Origin of the sequence: Streptomyces sp. NBC_00193 (assembly GCF_026342735.1) — a bacterium.
GTDB lineage: Bacteria > Actinomycetota > Actinomycetes > Streptomycetales > Streptomycetaceae > Streptomyces > Streptomyces stoeckheimensis.
The window spans coordinates 2,537,329-2,552,559 of sequence record NZ_JAPEMM010000001.1; the positions used below are offsets into that span (position 1 = coordinate 2,537,329).

Below are 15,231 nucleotides of genomic sequence, written 5' to 3' on the forward strand. Positions count from 1 at the left end.
GGGCGGGAGGTGCATGAGCAGGAAGTGCACGACGCTCAGGCGCAGCCGGTGCCGGGGCGGGCGCTGCCCGGTGGGGTCGATGCCGCCGCCTGGGCGGTGGCCGATCTGGCGACCCGGCGGCTGGCCCTCGCCACCCTGGAGACGCTGCGGACCAGGAAGACGGCGCAGGCCCTGGCCACCCGCTACGTGAACATCGGCAACGAGCAGCGCGCCGGGCACCTCTTCGAGGTGATGCACGCGCTGTCCTTCAACCTGTCCGCCGTGGACAAGGGCTCTTCGCTGCGCGCCGTCGTCACCGAGTGGGCCCCGGGCGGTTCGCAGACCGACCCGGCCGACCTGAACCTCCTCGACGCGGGCCGTCTCGTGGGGCAGGCGCAGGCGAAGCTCTACCGACGAGCGTCCACCACGGCCGAGCAGTTGGCCCGGCCGCACTACGACGGCATGCAGCGCCTGGTGGCCTCCGACCGGCTGGCGGCCGTGGAGAACCTCCTGGACAAGCGGCTCACCATGCCCGCGGAGGGGCTCCGGTACGAGAACTACCAGGACGTCCGCGCCCATGTGACCGACCACCTCGAACGGGACGGCGTACGCAGCGAGGGCGTCACGCTCGACGAAGCGCACCGGGCGGCGCGCGACCCGCGCGGGTGGGCGGACCGGCAGTCCGCGCGCGCCGGGGCGCAGCAGCTGGCGGGTGCCGCCAAGTCCGCGGCCGTGCTGGGCGGGATCGCCGCCGGGGTGAGTGCGGCCGTGCGCGAGACGGCCCGTGTGCGGGCGGGTGAGACCTCGGCCTCCGTCGCCGCCTTCACGGCGGTCGGGTCGGCCGTCGGTGGGGCCGCCCGCTCCGGCGGGCTGGCCGCGCTCGGCGAAGCCGTCCGGATCTCCGCCGCCGCGGGTGTCCTGCCCGCCGCGCTGGGGGGCGGGTCGCTCCCCGGGGCCACCGCGCAGGCCGCGTTCGCCGTGGCGGAGGCCGGGCTGGACCTCGCGCGGGGCAAGATCAACCCGCGGCAGTTCGCCGCGAGCGCGTCGACCGCGGCCGTTTCCACCGGCCTCGCCTGGGGCTGCGGTGTCGTCGGCCAGACGCTCCTGCCCGTGCCCGTCGTGGGCGCGCTGGTGGGAGGGGTCGTGGGTCAGGTGGCTGCCGGCATCCTCGTCCAGGGTCTCCAGATCGCCGTCGTCGCGGCCCGTGCGGATGCCGCGGCGGAAGCCCGGGTCCGGCTCCTGGAACAGGAGGCCGCCACGGCGGTCCTGGTGGCCGACGCCTTGCGCCGTGCGACGGAGCGGCTGGCCCGGGAGCGCAACGCCTATGTGGCCCGGGAGGTGCTCCCCCGGTTCGGCCGCGTGCAGTCCGCGCTGGCCGGGAAGCGTCCCGCTCTGGCCCTCGCGGAACTCGCGGAACTTACGCGGCAGTTCGGCGGACAGCCGGTCTACGGGACGCAGGAGGAGTTCGACGCGTGGATGCTCGACGCGTCGACCTCGCTCACGCTGGACCCCAACTGGCGGTGAGATACCGCCGGATGCCCCGGTGCACCCGGGCTCGTCACCAGTCGGTGACGAGCGCCGCGTCCGGTTCGTGCTGCCGCCAGGCTCCGGCGAGCCGGAGGAGGCGGGCCGGGGCGGCGATGCCGCGTACGGCTGCGATCTTGTCCTCGGTGACCTCGAACGCCACGGCGCCCACGACCTGGTCGCCGAGGACGAAGAGGAGGGCGGGGGCGGCGTTGACGACCGCGTAGTGGAGGGCGAGCGCACCGCCGGCGAGCCGCTGCTTCGCGGGGGTGGAGGTGAAACCGCCCCGCAGGACGGTGGCGACCCGCCGCGGGGTGTCGTACCGCAGCAGCTTCCTGGCCAGGCCGTTGCCGTCGGAGAGGGCGATCACGTCGTCGGTGAGCAGGGCCACCAGCCGGTCGGTGCGGCCCGAGGTGGCGGCGGTCAGGAACTCTTCCACGATCCTGCGCGCCGCGGCGGGGTCGACCTCACCTCCGCCGCGGCGGCGGGTGGCGGTGACGCGGGTCCGGGCACGGTGCAGGTGCTGCTGACTCGCGGACTCCGAGATGGCGAGGATCTCGGCGATCTCCGCGTGGCCGTAGGAGAACGCTTCGCGCAGGATGTAGACGGCCCGCTCGACGGGTGTCAGGCGCTCCATGACGGTCAGCACGGCCAGGGAGACCGATTCGCGCTGCTCGAAGGTGTCGGCCGGGCCGAGCATCGGGTCGCCGTCGAGGAGCAGTTCGGGGAACCAGGCGCCGGCGCTGCGTTCGCGGCGGGCCTGCGCCGAGCGGAGCCGGTCGAGGCACAGGTTGGTGACGACCTTGGTCAGCCATGCCTCCGGCACCCTGATCTGCTGCCGGTCGGCGGCCTGCCAGTGCAAGAAGGCGTCCTGCACGGCGTCCTGGGCGTCGGCGGCGGAGCCCAGCAGGCGGTAGGCCAGCGAGGCCAGCCGGTTCCGGGAGGCCTCGAACCGGTCGGTGTCGAACGGGTCGGCCCCGAGCCGGTCGGAGCCGAAGCCGTCGGTTGCGGTGCTGTCCACGGGGTCACCCTAGGCGCGGCTGGGCGACGGCCGTGCCGGCGGGGGCGTCCGGCGCGTACGGGACCGCGTGCCCGGTGGACCGGTCCGGCGCGGGGACCGTGTGGCGACGGCGCACGGGCAGGCCGAAGGTCGGGTGCGAGGTGGTCCACAGCGACATCGCGAGGATGGCCGCCTTGATCCGCGCCGCCTTCCGGCCGCCCGTGTACGCCGGCTTCGCCTGCGCCGCGCCGTCGACCAGCTGCAGGATCCCGTCCCGGCGCCCGAGGCTGATGTGGTTGCCCGGGTAGGCCAGCTTGACGGTTCCGGTCCCGCTGCCGGTCAGGGTCCCCATGATGGCCTTCACGGCCTGCATCGCGGTGAAACCGGCCGAGGCGCAGGACATCGGCAGCGGCAGGCCGTTCTCGCCGAGGGTGTGGACGCTGTCACCGGCGGCGTAGACGTTCGGGTGCGAGAGCGAGCGCATGGTGCGGTCGACGAGGATCCGTCCGTCGGCGGTGACCTCCAGCCCGGCGGCGGCGGCGAGGGGGGCGACCGCGAACCCGGCGGTCCACACCGTCGCGTCGGACCGCAGGGCGGTGCCGTCGGCGCACCGGATCCCGGTCGCTTCGACGGCTTCGACGGCGGTGTGTTCCACGACGGTGATGCCCAGCCGGTCGCAGGCCCGGCGCAGGTGGCTGCGGGCTCCGGCGGAGAGCCGGTCGCCCAGCTCTCCGCGGGCGACCAGCGTCACCGACAGGCCGGGCCGGGATTCGGCGATCTCGGTGGCGGTCTCGATGCCGGTCAGCCCGTCGCCGACGACCACGACGGTGCCGCCCTCCCCGAGGCCGTCCAGGCGCGCGCGCAGGCGCAGGGCCGAGGGCCGGGCGGAGACGTCGAAGGCGTGGTCGGCCACGCCGGGGACACCGCGGTCGTCGCCGTGGCTGCCGAGCGCGTAGAGCAGGGTGTCGTAGCCGAGCTCGTAGCCGAGCCCGTCGGCTCCGGCGTCGGTGCCGCCGTCGGCGGGGGTCACGGTGACGGCCTGGCGCTCCGGGTCGACGGCGGTGACGCGCGCCAGGTGCAGCCGGATGCCCGTGCCCGCGAACACGTCGGCGAGCTTCCGGCTGACGATCTCCCGGCCTGCCGCGAGCTCGTGCAGCCGCAGCCGCTCGACGAAGTCCGGCTCGGCGTTGACCACGGTGATCTCGGTGTCCGCCGGGGACAGCCGACGGGCCAGGTTCCCGGCCGCGTAGGCCCCGGCGTAGCCGGCACCGAGGACGACGATGCGGTGCTTCATGTGACGCTCCTGTCGGTTCGCTGGGCTCTCGGTGACTTGAGCGGGACAGCGCAGCGATTCCTGACAGGAACCTCACGTGACGTGGGTCACAGGCCGGTGGGGGCTCCGGGGATCCGGGCCGCCAGGCCGTCCAGCAGCGCCTGGAGGCCGAAGTCGAAGGTGTCGTCCGGGGCCTCGGCGTAGTCGGGGCCGGAGACCGACCCGATCCGGTCCCGCAGCCGGGGGAACTGCGAGGCGGCCTCGGTCGCCTGCTGCACGACGGCGCCGAGGACCGCCTCGGCATCGCCGCCCTCGCGTTCGATCCGGCGGGTGAGGGAGGCGGTGGCGGCGGCCGGGGCCGCGTTGCCGAGGACGTACGTGAAGACGGAGGCGGCGGCCCGGTCCGCCTGGGGGCCGCCGAAGCCGGCCTTCTCGTAGACGGCGAGGGTGTGGTCGTCGTGGCGGGCCTTGCCGACGCCGTGGAAGAGGTGGGTCGCGAAGGCCTGCACCAGCCAGGGGTGACGGGTGAACATCCCGTACAGGTCACCGGCCATGGCGGTGGCGGCGGCGCGCCAGTCGACCGCGTCGAGGTCGGGCAGCCGGACCTCGTCCCACACCTGGTCGCCGGCGAGGGTGAGCAGGTCGTCCTTGTTCTTGACGTGCCAGTAGACGGCGGTGGCGGCCGAGTTCAGCCGCTTGCCCAGGGCGCGCATGTTGAGGCCTTCCAGGCCTTCGGCGTCGAGCAGTTCGCTTCGACGCCAGTGGCCACGAGTGGTGGGCTCCGGGCTCCTTCGCCGCCGCGAGCCTCGCCGCCGCCGCCCTCAACCTGGCCGGCAATCCGCTCGGCACCACCCTGACCTGGATCTTCTCCACGCTCGCACTCCTCGCGAACGTCCTGATCCTGCAGAGCCAGCTCGGCGCCGTGAAGTCCGTACAGGCGGCGTTTCGCCGCAAGGGCGACCCCGAGCTGCTGCGCGTCGACGTCCCCGCCTTCCTCAAGGCCGCCGAGGGCGCGTTCCCCTCCTGGACCCGGGTCCTGCAGAACGTCCGCCACGCCGTGGTCTTCGCCGGTTCCGCGCTGGCCCTGACCGTCGCCGCCTTCGCCTGAGGAGTGGGTGGCGCCATCAATGCCTAGCAGTGGTGCCATATATGTGCCATCATGGCACCACTACGGCACAGCTCGCTGGCGTGCGGCCATGGCCCACGCGTCCACGGAGTCACCATCGGAGGGGTCGGATCATGGAGACAGTGCAGAGCGGGAAGCGGACCGCCACCGGCGCCCTCACCGCCTTCACCCGCTTCGTGGTCTGCGGCGGAGGGGTGGGAGTGGCCTCCAGCTTCGCCGTCGCGGGCCTCGCCTCCTGGATCCCCTGGGTCCTGGCCAACGCCCTGATCACCGCGGGCTCCACGCTCCTCGCCACCGAACTGCACGCCCGCTTCACCTTCGGCGCCGGCGGACGGGCGACCTGGCGCCAGCACGCGCAGTCGGCCGGATCCGCGGCCGCCGCGTACGGGGTGACCTGCGCGGCGGTGCTCGTCCTGCGGCAGCTCGACGCCTCGCCCGGTGCCGTGCGCGAACAGGTCGTCTACCTGTCCGCCTCCGCGCTCGCCGGCGTCGCGCGGTTCGCGGTGCTGCGCCTCGTCGTCTTCGCACAGCACCGCTCGAAGGCCGCGTCCGCCGTGCACACCGTCCGTACCCACCGCACGGTGCCCACGGCCTCGGACCTGTGCCGCGCGGCCTGACGAGCTCAGGACCTCAAGGCGTGACGATCGGGAACGCCGCGTCGGCCTTGGTCACGTAGGAGAACAGGCGGCTGAGGAGGGCCGGGGATCCCGCGGTGGAGATGCTGTCCGGGGCCCGGCCCGCGAGGACGGCCAGGAGTTGGGGCTTGGTGAGGGTGAGGGTCAGGACCGCCGGGGTGCGGGGATCGGTGACGGTGCGGTGGGTGAGGGCGCCGTTGTGGAGGGTGAGGCGGTGGTGGCTGCCCTCGTCGGTGAGGACGAGGTCGATGGTGAGGTCCTCGTCCCAGGCCCGGGGGCCGTCGATCCGGACGGCGATCGAGTCGATGAGCATGTCGGTGGTCAGGGCCGTCGCCATCTCGGGGTTGGCCGTGTCGAGCAGGGCCGCGTTCTCGCCGTGGCGCAGTTCCATGGCGGAGGTGAGGTAGAAGTTGCGCCAGGGGCCGTTCTCCGCGCCGTGGCCGAGCGTGTCGTAGACCCCGGCGAGGGCCTCCTTGGCGTCCGTACGGCCCGGCTCGGCGAAGACCAGGTGGTTGAGCAGGGTGGCCGCGAAGCGGAGGTCGCCGGAGTCGGCGTAGGCGCGGGCCTTGGCCAGGGTCTGGTCGGCGCCGCCCATCGAGTCGACGTAGCGCCGGGCGAGTTCGACCGGCGGGTGCTCCCAGAGGGTCGCGACGTTGCCGTTGAACCAGCCGAGGTAACGCTGGCAGATCGCCTTGACGTTGTGGGAGAGCGAGCCGTAATAGCCGCGCGCGTGCCAGGAGTTCTCCAGGGCGGGCGGCAGCTGCAGTTCCTCGGCGATCTCCGGTCCCGTCAGGCCGTCGTTGAGCAGGCGCAGGGTCTGGTCGTGCATGTACGCGTACAGGTCGCGCTGGGCGGAGAGGAAGGTGACGACGTTCTCCCGGCCCCAGGTGGGCCAGTGGTGGGAGGCGAAGGCCACGTCGTAGCCGTCACCGAAGTACTCGATCTGCTCCAGGAAGCCGGCCGGGGCGAGGATCGGCACGCCTTCCTCGGTGCCGCGCGGGAGCACGCCGCGGGCGCCGCCGAAGTGGTCGCCGTGCGAGTGCGTGTAGATCAGGCCGGTGACCGGGCGGTCCCCGCGGTGCTCGCGGTACAGCCCCAGCGCGGCGGCGGCGGTCTCGGCGGAGATGAGCGGGTCGATGACGACGACCCCGCGCTCGCCCTCGACGAGGGTCATGTTCGAGAGGTCGAGGCCCCGGACCTGGTAGATGCCGTCGGTGACCTCGTAGAGGCCCTGTTTGGAGGCGAGCTGCGCCTGCCGCCACAGGCTGGGGTTCGCGGTGTCGGGGCAGTCGGCCTTCAGGAACGCGTACGCGTCGCTGTCCCACACGGTGCGGCCTTCGGCGCCCTCGACCACGCCGGGCACGAGCGCGCCGATGAATCCGCGGTCGGCGTTCTCGAAGTCGGTCACGTCGTCAAACGGGAGGGTCTCCAAGGGGAGGCTGGCCATCTCTCGCTCCATTCTGCGGGGGTCGACGCCGTACATCGCCTCATCTCAACACCGGACCCGACGGGTGCACTTTGGGATGTTTTATGGGGAGAGATGGTTTACCCGGACGGTGCGTCAGCCGGGCTGCGTGAACTGTTCCGTGCCGACGACCCGCAGGAGGCTCAGCCGGTCGGCCGAGTCCGTGCCGGGCGGGGGCGTCAGGAGCAGGAGGCGCTGGTCGCCCTCCGGGGCGAGGAGCACCTGGCAGTCGAGGTCCACGGGGCCGACGACCGGGTGGATCACCCGCATGCGGCTGTGGCGGCGGACGGCGACCTCGTGCAGCTCCCACAGGGCGGTGAACTCCGCGCTGGCCTCGTGCAGGCGCTCCACCAGACGGGTGGCGGCCGGGTCCGAGGAGCGCCGGCCGACGGCCGCCCGCAGGTCCGCCACGTGGAGGCGGCTGTACTGCTCGTGCTCCTCGGCCGGGTACGCGTCCCGCGCGGCCGGGTCGGCGAACCAGCGCCAGACCACGTTGCGGCCGTGCTCGGACACCGTGCACACGCCGCCCAGGAGGGTGCGGGCCATCTCGTTCTGGGCCAGTACGTCGCCCAGGTCGCTGAGGACCTGCGCCGGAATGCCGGGCAACTGGTCCAGCAGGTGCAGCAGTCCCGCACCGACCCGGCCGCCGGCGACCCGCGCCGCGGGCGGGCGGTGCCCGGCGAGCAGGTGGAGGTGGTCGCGCGCGTCGTCGCCGAGGCGCAGGGCGCGGGCGAGGGCGGACAGCATCTGCGGTGAGGGCTGGGGGCCGCGGGCCTGCTCCAGCCGGATGTAGTAGTCGGCCGACATGCCCGCGAGCTGGGCCACTTCCTCGCGCCGCAGCCCCGGCGTGCGCCGCCGGGGCCCGGCGGGGAGGCCCGCGTCCTGCGGGCGCACCCGCTCGCGCGAACGGCGGAGGAAATCGGCGAGCTCACGGCGGTCGATCGTCATGTCGATCATCCTGCCGGACGCCCCCGGCGCGGCCTACGCGGTGATCACCTCGTGGACGGGGCCGCCGGGCTGCCGGGCCTCCGGGCCACCGGGCCACCGGGCCTCCGGGCCGCCGTATCCAGGGATCGCCGGTCCCAGGTTCACGGGGTCTCTCCCGCCCCCGGGGGCCCGACGGCACTGTTGGTCGAGCCGGAGGGGAAACGCCCCCGGCGGCCACCACCACCAAGAGGAGCAACAGCCATGTCCACGACCCTCACCGCCCCCGTCGACGCCGCCGCCGTCGTGAGCGCCACCGTGCGCGTCGCCGACGCCGAGGTCTTCTACGAGCGCACCGGTACGGGCCCCGCACTCGTCCTCGTGCACGGCACCGGTTCGAGCGGCTCCGCCGTCAACTGGGGGCGGACCCGGCCCCGTTTCACCGCCGGCCACACGGTGATCACCCCCGACCTCTCCGGCACCGAACGCACCCGGGACGACGGCGGCCCGCTGACCGTGGAGGGGCTGGCCGCGCAGGTCATCGCCGTCATCGAGGACGCGGGCACCGGGCCGGTGGACCTGCTCGGCTTCTCCATGGGCGCGCCGGTCTCCGCCGCCGTCGCCGCGCTGCGCCCCGACCTCGTGCGCCGGCTGATCCTGGTCTCCGGCTGGGCTCACACCGAGGGCGACGAGTACCTGCGCAACATCTTCACCCTGTGGCAGCAGCTCGGCGCCTCCGACCCGGCCGCCTTCGGCCGCGCCGTGACCATGACCGGCTTCAGCCGGGGCTTCCTCAACACGATCGGCCGCGAACAGGTCGAGCTCCTGATCCCGAACCTGCCCCCCACCCCCGGCACCCTGCGCCATGTAGACCTCGACAGCCGCATCGACATCCGCGCGCTGCTGCCGCTCATCGAGGCGGAGACCCTCGTCATCGGCGCCACCCTGGACATCACCGTCCCGGTGGAGAACAGCCGCGCGCTGCACGCCGCGATCGCGCACAGCTCGTACGCCGAGATCGAGGCCGGGCACGTCGCCTTCTTCGAGAAGGAGGACGAGTTCGTCGAGCTGGTCGACGGCTTCATCCGCGGGGGCCGGGCGTAGCGCCGCTCAGCCCTGTACGGCCAGCACGATCCGCAGCACGCAGGCCGCGAGCACGGCGCCGGACACGGCGCTGGTGACGGCCGCCCCACGGGTGCCGCGGGGCAGCCGGTCCGGCAGGGTCACCGTCTGCGGGCGCTTGGGGTCGTAGATCACGTCCATCCGGCCCCCGACCTGCACCGGCGGGAAGACGAACGGGCCCACGGTGTACTGGCGTGCGGGAGAGCCCACCGGGGTGTACTCCAGCAGGATCATCGAACCGTGCGCGACCTGGCCCACGTTGACGCAGACCGCGGAGTGCCGGATGCCCCGCTTCAGCAGCGGGCTCGCGTGGAGGTAGATCCCGAGCGAGACGCAGAACACCACCAGCGCGACCAACGCGACCAAAAAGACCCAACCGCTCACTGACAACGCCCCCCGACCGATGGAAAGCCCAGATCATCGCCGACCGTCGGCAGGGCCACAAGGCCCTACGCCGGCGCCGCTCCGGTGAGGGTGTCGACCAGGGCCTGGGCGAGGACGGTCGCGGCGCCGATCCTGGTGTCCTCCCGCTCGTCGCCGGTGACCTTTCCGATCACCGCGTCACGGACGGACACCGAGATGTCGGGGCCCCCGTACAGCTCGGGGAAGGACAGGGCCATCAGGCAGACGCCCACGTTCGCCGAGAGGATCGACTGTCCGGCCAGCGCCGGGGTCGTCCGCAGCCGGCCGGCGTCGCGGCACCGCCCCACCGCCGTCAGGAGCAGGGCCTGCGCCTCCGCGATCGCCTGCGGCTTGGCCGTACCGGCCGGCGTGAACATCAGCCGGTAGAGGTGGGGGTTGCCGAGGGCGAACGCGACGTGGCTGTCCCAGGCCGCGCGCAGGTCCGCCACCGGGTCGCCGGTCTGCGGATTGCGCCTCTTGTTGGCGAGGAAGCGCTCGAAGCCGAGGTCGGCCACCGCGGTGAGCAGCCCCTCCTTGTCACCGAACTGGCGGTAGATCTCGGGCATGCCGACCTTGGCCCGGTCGCAGATGGCCCGGGTGGAGATCGCCGCCGCGTCCTTGTCCGCGAGCAGCTCCGCGGTGGCTTCCAGAATGCGTTCTCGGGCCGTTGACATGGCGTCGATGGTAGCAGCGCTAACATCATGCGTAAGCATCGCTTACGATCCGTGTTAGCGTTGCACACACCTGCTCGTGAGCGCCTGCCGAGAAGCACCGACGGAGACGTGATGGAGACCCATGGACACCGGCTGGACCTCGATTCCGCGGATCGCGCACCCCTGGGGCCCGTCGCCCGGCTGATCGTGATCGTGCTCTTCGAGGGCGTCGACCTGCTGGACGTCACCGGACCGCCGGAGGTGTTCTCCCTGGTCCCGCGGGAGACGGAGGACGCCGCCGGGTACCGGGTCGTCCTGGCCGCGCGGACGCTCGACCCCGTCACCACCTCGGCCGGGGTGCGGATCCTGCCCGACCTGACCTTCGACGAGGCAGCCACCCGGAGCATCGACACGCTCCTGGTGCCCGGCGCGGTCGAGCTGGACGCCGAGCGCCGGGTCCGCGCCCTCACCGACCCGGAGGTCGTCGACCGGGTGCGGACGCTCGCCGCGCGCACGCGCCGGGTCGCGTCCGTCTGCGTGGGGGCCCATCTGCTGGCCGCGGCCGGGCTGCTCGACGGCAAGCGGGCCACCACCCACTGGTCCACCGCGCAGCAGCTGGCCGCCGACCACCCGGAGGTCGAGGTGGACGCCGACCCGATCTTCATCCGGGAGGGCGAGGTGTGGACCGGCGCCGGGATCAGCGCCTGCCTGGACCTCTCGCTCGCCCTGGTGGCCGAGGACTTCGGCGAGGGCGTCGCCCTGCGCGTGGCCCGGCAGCTCGTGATGTACCTGAAGCGGCCGAGCGGGCAGAGCCAGTTCAGCGTCCCCCTGGAGCCCGTCTCCGCGACGCGGCGCGGCGAGGACCTGCGGCACTTCATCGGGCGGCACCTCGGCGACCGGCTCAGCCTGGCCGACATCGCCGCGTACGCGCACGTCAGCGAGCGGCAGTTGGCCCGGATCTTCAAGTCCGAGCTGGGCACGACCCCGGCCGCCTACGTCGAGTCGGCCCGCGTGGAGCTGGCGCGGGGCCAGCTCGAAGCCACCGATGCCACGCTCGAACGGATCGCCTCCGCCTGCGGGTTCGGCACGGCCGACACCCTCGTACGGGCCTTCCGCCGCACGCTCGACACCACGCCGACGGAGTACCGGCTCCGCTTCCGGGCGGCCTGAGCGGCGGCGACCCCGGTTCCCCCGGCGACTCCGGCTCGGCTACGCGGCCCTGTGCGCGGCCGGGTCGAGGGAGTCGACGTCCTCGAAGAAGCTGAGCATCCGGGCGTTGACCAGTTCGGGGTGGTCGAGCTGCGGGCCGTGCCCGGTCGCGGAGACGATCTCGGCGCGGGCTCCGGGGATCAGCCGCGGCACCCGCTCCAGCTGGCGCTCGGGGTGCACGAGCAGGCTCCGCTTGCCCATGATCAGGTAGAACGGCGTCCGGATCGAGCCCAGTTCCGCGTCCGACAGCGGCAGCGGGGCGGGGCGCTTGATCCGGAAGGCGCGGACGCCCGCCTGGATCCACCTCCGCAGTTCCGGGACGACCAGGACCGGTTGCTCCAGCCACTTGGCCAGGGTCGGGCGCAGCGCCTTGGGGGCGAAGGTCGCGAAGAGGCTGGCGAAGATCCACACGAAGAAGCGCAGCCCCACCTTCTCCAGGCCGCCCGGGTCCAGGGCGGTGACCGAGGCGAGTCGGCCGGGGCGCAGGTGCACCTGGTTGATGACCAGCCAGCCGCCGTAGGAGGACCCGACCAGGTGGACGTGGTCCAGGCCGAGCGCGTCGAGGGCCTCGTCCATCCACTGGGCCGCGCGCTCGGGCTGCCACATCACCTCGCACTGGACGCTGCGGCCCGGGTCGCCGGGGGTGTCGAGGGCGTAGACGGGCCGGTCGGCGCTGAGGGCGACGGTGTTGGGGTACCACTGGGCCGAGCAGCCGCCCGAGCCGTGGATCAGGACGATGGGCGTCCGGGACTCCGCCGCCGGGTCCGTGGGGCCGTACCGGTAGACGTGCGTGGTCCCGAAGCTGGTCTCCACGTCGGTCTCGGAGCGGATGGGAGCTCCCATCGCGTAGAGCGCGTCGCAGGCGGCGAAGTAGCGGTCGCGCAGCTCGTCGCTCACGTAGTGGCCGATGTCGCGGCGCACACGGGGCTTGTCGTCGGGCACGGGGCACCTCCTGGAGGACCGGGGATCCGTTCTTCGTGATACGACCGTACCATGATGTTGATACGGCGGTACCATGAAAACGAGCCGCGGGCTCAGCACCCACGGGCACCGACGGGCGGAGACACCAGAACATGCCGAAACGCGTGGACCACGAGGAACGGCGCACCCAGATCGCCGAGGCACTCATCCGCGTCGCCGGACGCCGCGGGCTGCACGCTGTCGGCATGCGCGACGTGGCGGCCGAGGCGGGGGTCTCCCTGCGCCTGGTCCAGTACTACTTCCAGACCAAGGAGAAGCTGCTCTTCTACGGGCTCCAGCACCTGACCGACCGCTTCACCGCGCGGGTCGGCGCCCGCCTCGCCGCCGCCGGCCCCGCCCCCGGCCCGCGCGCGACGATCGAGGCACTGCTGCTGGCCTCCCTGCCGACCGACGAGGAGAGCCGCACCTTCCACCTCCTCTACAGCTCCTACTCGATCCTGTCCGTGACCGACGAGGCCCTCGCGGCCCAGCCCTTCATCGACAACCCCGACGCCGCCGAGAACGCGGTGACCGGGCTGATCACCCAGGCCCAGGAATCCGGCCTGGCCGACCCGGACGTCGACGCGCGCACGGAGGCGATCAGCCTGCTCGCCATGGCGGCGACCATGGGCACCAGCATCCTGGTCGGCCAGCGGGGCCCCGACTCGGCCGTCGCGGTGCTGCGCCACCACCTGGACCGGATCTTCAGGACGGGCACACCGAGTCCTGCGCGGGACGCTCCCCCGTCGTGAGGTACGCGGTGACCGTGCGGTCGGAGCAGGCGTTGCCGTTGCCGAGGTAGACCCCGTGGCCGCCGTGGTCGACGGTGAGCAGCCGGGCGCGCGAGCCGAGGGCCTCGCGCATCTCCAGGGAGGCGGCGTACGGGGTCGACGGGTCGCGGAGGTTCTGCACCATCAGGATGTTCGAGGGCCCCCGGTCGGTGATGCGGGTGGGGCGTTCGGCGGGGGCGTCCTTCCAGAAGGCGCACGGGGTGATGTTCGCCGGCATCCCGGCCGTCAGGGGGTGCGCGGCGCGGTCCGCGGCCACCGCCCGCTCGTACCCGGAGACGTTCTTGGGCCAGGCCACGTCGTTGCAGATGACCGTTCCTAGCCAGTGTGCAGGAGTGAGTCTTGGACCCACTGGTGCGTACTGGGCGCATCCCGAACGGTTTTGGATGCACTGGGTCCCCGCTTTCTCTTCCCGCTCGGCGCCTGCTCTCCATGGAGCCGGTCCGTGGTGGGTGGGCGGGTTCCGTCACGCCTGCGGGTGCCTGGTCCAGCCTGGGCGGTCCGATGCCCCGCACGATCACTCTGGTCGTGTGGGGGCGGTGCCGTCCGACGCCGGACTGGGTGTCCAAGGGCGCGTCGCCCGATCGCGATACCGGCGGCATCGTGACGGGACATCTTTCGGCGCGGGGTGACCAGCGGCTTTTGCCAGTACTGGCCTCCCCACTTGGAGGTGTAGGCGGGATCGACCGCGACGATGGCGAGGCCGTGTTCGTCGGCCATCGAGGCGAGTCGGGCTTTGAGCTTGCCGGCAGGAAAGCCGGAGATGAGCCGCCGGAACCGTTTTCTGCGGCCGTGCTTCTCCCGGGTCTTCTCGGTAGCGAAGTCGAGGTCCTCAATCGCGATGGCCTTGACGCCGACACTTTTCGCCCAGTTCAGCAGCCTGGTGATGGCGTGCCGGATCTGCGCATCGCGGTGATCAGCGGTTCCGGACAGGTCGTAAGGGAAGCGGTGCGGCTCGCCGACGGGGTTGCCGTGCGGGTCGAGCCGGTAGGCGGCGAAGTGGCCGGCATTCGCATCGACACCGACCATGCCGTTCGCGCGCGCGGTGGCGAGCGGCACGGTCTGGATGACGGGGTGCTGCCAGGAGGCGGTCAGATACCAGCGGCCTCGTCTGACGTCCAGGTGGATGCGGTAGGCCACGGCCCGATTCGCTTCGATGCGGTCGGCCCATTCCGCGCCCCGGTGCGCGAACGCGATCCGGCAGGCCAGGACGTACCGTCCGTGCTTGCTGTTGGCCAGGTGGGCGAGCGGGGCCGGGAGTTTGATGCTGATCCCGCCGTCGGGGGTGATGCGGATCGTCTCGTTCCCGAACCGTTTCCCGGACTCGCCATCAGCGGCCAGGAACCAGCGTTCGGCTTCCCAGCGGGCCCGCCACTCCTCCTCGGTGAGCTGGGCCTCGGCCAGGTGGTGGCGGGTGTTCGCCAGTCGCTTCCCGCCCCTCACCACCCGGACCCGACCAGCCCGCCAGTCGGCGAGAGCGGCTTCACGACGGGCCTCCAAGACGACGAGACGGCGGGACTTGTTGAACCACTCGCTCTTGGAGCGGTAGCCGCCCGCAGCACGTTTACTGCCCTTCTCCCCGATCGGCAGGGCGAGACGGCGCCTCAGCGTCTTGACGCCTGCGTCCAGGTTCTGGATATGCGCGGCCTGACAACGCCGGGCGAGCGCCCACTGATCGTGGCTGGCCTTGGTGATCGTCCCAGCGATCCGCGACGACGACTCCCCCGTCAGCCCCCGCTTACGGGCCGCCCACGTCTCGGTGGAATGGTCCGGACCGTCCGCGCACCGCTGCTTGAGATCGCGGGAAGCCAGAGCGCCCTGATACGCGCCGACGAGCCGGAGAACCCTCTCGTCCTCGCCGCTCAGATTCTTCAGGCGGTCGCGTACCGCCACACCGGATGGACCGAGCACCACAAACGAAGGAGCGATCGCACGCAACTCCTTGACCGGATCAGCCATCACCGACCACCCACGGACAGAGCCATCCACGCCCGCAACTTCGCGGAGCACTGTCCGTGCAAGCCGACGCAGAAGCCTGTCAGCCAACTGCCGTTACGGAACCAGCGATACGCACCTTGGGGACGTACACCCCGTGCCCTCGCCGACTCCTTGAGATCCATATTGACGACCGTAACGACACTCACCCAAATGGACCATCACTCACAAGAGTG

The 15,231-nt window shown here is 72.5% G+C and carries 15 protein-coding genes and 1 pseudogene; 6 read left to right on the forward strand and 10 right to left on the reverse strand.

The window, feature by feature from the left end:
* Window positions 1-24 precede the first annotated feature (24 nt).
* Entirely contained in the window at window positions 25-1,503 is a 1,479-nt protein-coding gene (locus OG898_RS11055) for a hypothetical protein (RefSeq protein WP_266956502.1), read from the forward strand.
* Window positions 1,504-1,537: 34 nt separating this feature from the next.
* Here the strand turns inward: OG898_RS11055 and OG898_RS11060 are convergent, their stop codons facing one another.
* The 3 genes from OG898_RS11060 to OG898_RS11070 all read right to left on the reverse strand — a co-directional run bounded on the left by OG898_RS11060 (window position 1,538) and on the right by OG898_RS11070 (window position 4,489).
* Entirely contained in the window at window positions 1,538-2,524 is a 987-nt protein-coding gene (locus tag OG898_RS11060; RefSeq protein WP_266956504.1) for a sigma-70 family RNA polymerase sigma factor, read from the reverse strand.
* Window positions 2,525-2,528: 4 nt separating this feature from the next.
* Complete coding sequence (locus OG898_RS11065; RefSeq protein ID WP_266956506.1) at window positions 2,529-3,797, reverse strand: NAD(P)/FAD-dependent oxidoreductase; 1,269 nt, start codon at window positions 3,795-3,797, stop codon at window positions 2,529-2,531.
* Between the two features lie 86 nt (window positions 3,798-3,883).
* Window positions 3,884-4,489, reverse strand: a complete 606-nt coding sequence (locus OG898_RS11070) for a TetR/AcrR family transcriptional regulator C-terminal domain-containing protein (RefSeq protein ID WP_266956508.1) — start codon at window positions 4,487-4,489, stop codon at window positions 3,884-3,886.
* 209 nt (window positions 4,490-4,698) lie between these two features.
* On the opposite strand from OG898_RS11070, the gene OG898_RS11075 reads away from it, so the two are divergent.
* The gene (locus OG898_RS11075) at window positions 4,699-4,884 is read left to right on the forward strand and encodes a hypothetical protein (protein WP_266956510.1); all 186 of its coding nucleotides are present in this window, start codon (window positions 4,699-4,701) and stop codon (window positions 4,882-4,884) included.
* 131 nt (window positions 4,885-5,015) lie between these two features.
* Window positions 5,016-5,519: a hypothetical protein gene (locus OG898_RS11080; RefSeq protein ID WP_250750114.1), complete on the forward strand. Its 504-nt coding sequence runs from the start codon at window positions 5,016-5,018 to the stop codon at window positions 5,517-5,519.
* A 13-nt stretch (window positions 5,520-5,532) separates the two neighbouring features.
* Here OG898_RS11080 and OG898_RS11085 read toward each other — a convergent pair whose 3' ends face one another.
* The gene (locus OG898_RS11085; protein WP_266956513.1) at window positions 5,533-6,984 is read right to left on the reverse strand and encodes an alkyl/aryl-sulfatase; all 1,452 of its coding nucleotides are present in this window, start codon (window positions 6,982-6,984) and stop codon (window positions 5,533-5,535) included.
* 114 nt (window positions 6,985-7,098) lie between these two features.
* On the reverse strand, window positions 7,099-7,959 hold the full coding sequence (locus tag OG898_RS11090) for a helix-turn-helix transcriptional regulator (RefSeq protein ID WP_266956515.1): 861 nt from the start codon (window positions 7,957-7,959) through the stop codon (window positions 7,099-7,101).
* A 231-nt stretch (window positions 7,960-8,190) separates the two neighbouring features.
* Between OG898_RS11090 and OG898_RS11095 the strand changes: the two genes are divergently transcribed.
* A complete protein-coding gene (locus OG898_RS11095) occupies window positions 8,191-9,030 on the forward strand; it encodes an alpha/beta fold hydrolase (protein ID WP_266956517.1) in 840 nt (279 codons plus the stop codon).
* A gap of 6 nt (window positions 9,031-9,036) precedes the next feature.
* Here the strand turns inward: OG898_RS11095 and OG898_RS11100 are convergent, their stop codons facing one another.
* Entirely contained in the window at window positions 9,037-9,414 is a 378-nt protein-coding gene (locus OG898_RS11100; protein WP_266956519.1) for a hypothetical protein, read from the reverse strand.
* A gap of 83 nt (window positions 9,415-9,497) precedes the next feature.
* Window positions 9,498-10,124 carry a TetR/AcrR family transcriptional regulator gene (locus OG898_RS11105; RefSeq protein WP_250750119.1) on the reverse strand — a complete coding sequence of 209 codons (627 nt, stop codon included), beginning with the start codon at window positions 10,122-10,124 and terminating at the stop codon, window positions 9,498-9,500.
* Window positions 10,125-10,286: 162 nt separating this feature from the next.
* On the opposite strand from OG898_RS11105, the gene OG898_RS11110 reads away from it, so the two are divergent.
* Window positions 10,287-11,273 (forward strand): GlxA family transcriptional regulator, encoded by a 987-nt coding sequence (locus tag OG898_RS11110; RefSeq protein ID WP_266960188.1) that lies wholly within the window; start codon window positions 10,287-10,289, stop codon window positions 11,271-11,273.
* A gap of 39 nt (window positions 11,274-11,312) precedes the next feature.
* Here OG898_RS11110 and OG898_RS11115 read toward each other — a convergent pair whose 3' ends face one another.
* On the reverse strand, window positions 11,313-12,254 hold the full coding sequence (locus OG898_RS11115) for an alpha/beta fold hydrolase (protein WP_266956521.1): 942 nt from the start codon (window positions 12,252-12,254) through the stop codon (window positions 11,313-11,315).
* A 131-nt stretch (window positions 12,255-12,385) separates the two neighbouring features.
* Between OG898_RS11115 and OG898_RS11120 the strand changes: the two genes are divergently transcribed.
* Window positions 12,386-13,024, forward strand: a complete 639-nt coding sequence (locus OG898_RS11120; protein ID WP_266956523.1) for a TetR/AcrR family transcriptional regulator — start codon at window positions 12,386-12,388, stop codon at window positions 13,022-13,024.
* Here the strand turns inward: OG898_RS11120 and OG898_RS11125 are convergent.
* Window positions 12,978-13,373, reverse strand: a pseudogene (locus OG898_RS11125) (alpha/beta hydrolase); the annotation flags it as partial. The gene OG898_RS11120 and the pseudogene OG898_RS11125 overlap by 47 nt on opposite strands.
* 5 nt (window positions 13,374-13,378) lie before the next feature.
* Entirely contained in the window at window positions 13,379-15,019 is a 1,641-nt protein-coding gene (locus tag OG898_RS11130; RefSeq protein WP_266956525.1) for a transposase, read from the reverse strand.
* Between the last annotated feature and the right edge of the window lie 212 nt (window positions 15,020-15,231).

Bases quoted from the DNA above. Each gene is read 5' to 3' on its own strand.
- OG898_RS11065 (WP_266956506.1), bottom strand. From the start codon at position 3,797: ATGAAGCACCGCATCGTCGTCCTCGGTGCCGGCTACGCCGGGGCCTAC.
- OG898_RS11070 (WP_266956508.1), bottom strand. From the start codon at position 4,489: ATGCGCGCCCTGGGCAAGCGGCTGAACTCGGCCGCCACCGCCGTCTAC.
- OG898_RS11080 (WP_250750114.1), top strand. From the start codon at position 5,016: ATGGAGACAGTGCAGAGCGGGAAGCGGACCGCCACCGGCGCCCTCACC.
- OG898_RS11085 (WP_266956513.1), bottom strand. From the start codon at position 6,984: ATGGCCAGCCTCCCCTTGGAGACCCTCCCGTTTGACGACGTGACCGAC.
- OG898_RS11090 (WP_266956515.1), bottom strand. From the start codon at position 7,959: ATGATCGACATGACGATCGACCGCCGTGAGCTCGCCGATTTCCTCCGC.
- OG898_RS11095 (WP_266956517.1), top strand. From the start codon at position 8,191: ATGTCCACGACCCTCACCGCCCCCGTCGACGCCGCCGCCGTCGTGAGC.
- OG898_RS11105 (WP_250750119.1), bottom strand. From the start codon at position 10,124: ATGTCAACGGCCCGAGAACGCATTCTGGAAGCCACCGCGGAGCTGCTC.
- OG898_RS11120 (WP_266956523.1), top strand. From the start codon at position 12,386: ATGCCGAAACGCGTGGACCACGAGGAACGGCGCACCCAGATCGCCGAG.
- OG898_RS11130 (WP_266956525.1), bottom strand. From the start codon at position 15,019: ATGGCTGATCCGGTCAAGGAGTTGCGTGCGATCGCTCCTTCGTTTGTG.